The organism is Micromonospora sp. D75, from assembly GCF_018070405.1.
Taxonomy (GTDB): Bacteria; Actinomycetota; Actinomycetes; order Mycobacteriales; family Micromonosporaceae; genus Micromonospora; species Micromonospora chalcea.
Genome location: NZ_JAGPXV010000934.1, coordinates 1 through 1567, shown reverse-complemented (window position 1 = coordinate 1567; position 1567 = coordinate 1). Strand labels below are relative to the sequence as shown.

At 73.9% G+C, this 1567-nt stretch carries 2 protein-coding genes; both read right to left on the bottom strand.

The features are described from left to right. Window positions 1-16: 16 nt before the first annotated feature. Complete coding sequence (locus KBX39_RS30835) at window positions 17-1081, bottom strand: hemolysin family protein (protein WP_043325753.1); 1065 nt, start codon at window positions 1079-1081, stop codon at window positions 17-19. After that, window positions 1078-1567, bottom strand: a 490-nt coding sequence (locus tag KBX39_RS30830; RefSeq protein WP_210873918.1) for a transporter associated domain-containing protein, incomplete at its 5' end; no start/stop codon positions are given. The genes KBX39_RS30830 and KBX39_RS30835, both read right to left, overlap by 4 nt.

Below are 1567 nucleotides of genomic sequence, written 5' to 3'. Positions count from 1 at the left end.
GTACGGATCATGACGGTCAGCGCATCCGGCGGCCTCGCGGCACCGGGTCGGTCTCGTCGTCGAACTCGCCGATGACCTCCTCCAGGAGGTCCTCCAGCGCGACGAACCCGATCGGCCGGGTCGGCCCGCCACCGTTGCTCACCAGCGCGAGCTGCGCCTGCTGCGCCCGCATGGCGGCCACCGCCTCGGTCACCGACGCCTCGGCCGGCAGCGTGAAGGCGTTGGTCATCAGCTCGTCCGCGGTCGCCGGGCGGCCGGTGGTGACGGCACGCACCGCCTCGCGTACGTGCACCAGGCCGCACACCTCGCCACCGGCGTCGACCACGGCGAGCCGGGACCGGCCGCTGTCGCGGGAGACGTGCTCGATCCGCTCGGCGGTCTCGTCGCGGCCCACCGTGACGATCCGGTCGAACGGCTCCATCACCTGCGCCACAGTGGTGCCCTGAAGCTCCAGCATGCTGCTGAGCAGCTGGTGCTGCTCGGCGCCGAGCAGCCCGTGCTCCCGGGACTGCTCCAGCAGGATGCGCAGCTCGTCCGGGCCGTGCACCTGGGCGAGCTGGTCCTGCTGCTGCACGCCGAACAGCCGCAGCATCGCGTTGGCGAGCCCGTTGAGCACGGAGAGCACCGGCCGGACGATCCGGGCGAAGGCCCGGAACGGCAGCGCCAGCAGCGTCGCCGAACGCTCCGCGTCGGTGATCGCCCACGACTTCGGGGCCATCTCGCCGACCACCAGGTGCAGGAACGTCACCAGGGACAGCGCGAACACCAGCGCCACCACGTGACTGGCCGCGGTGGGCAGGCCGACCGCGTGCAGCAGCGGGCTGATCAGCCGTTCGATGGCCGGTTCGGCCAGCGCGCCCAGACCCAGCGTGCACAGCGTGATGCCGAGCTGCGCGCCGGCCAGCATGAGGCTCAGCTCGCGGACGCCGTCGAGCGCCGCGCGGGCGGCCCGGCCGCCGCCGGCGGCCGACTGCTCCAGCCGGTACCGCTTGGCCGCGACGAGCGCGAACTCGGCGGCCACGAAGAACCCGTTGAGCGCCAGCAGCACCACGGAGAAGAACAACGCGAACCCGGGGGTCATGCCGCACCCTCCCCGGACACGTCGGCGGTGGACCGCAGCCGTACCGAGTCGGCCACGTGCCGGTCCACGGCGAGCACCTCGACCAGCACCCGCGGGCCGGACGCCGGCTCGTCGCCGTCGGCGGCGACCGGGATCTCCAGCCGGTCACCGACCTCGGGCACCCGGCCCAGCTCCCGCATCACCAGCCCGGAGAGCGTGTCGTACTCGGGCGCCTCGGGCAGCTCGATGCCGGTGCTGTCGGCGACCTCGTCGATGCGCCAGCGCGCCGGGACGACCCAGGAGCCGTCCTCCTGCCGCGCCGCGGCCCGGTCCGGCGGGTCGTCCTCGTCCCGGATCGGCCCGACCAGTTCCTCGGCCAGGTCCTCCAGCGTGATCACGCCGGCGAAGCCGCCGTACTCGTCGACCACGCAGGCGAGCTGCCGGTGCCCGGACCGCAGCCGGTCGAGCACCGTCGGCAGCGGCAGCGTCTCGGGCACGAGCAACGGG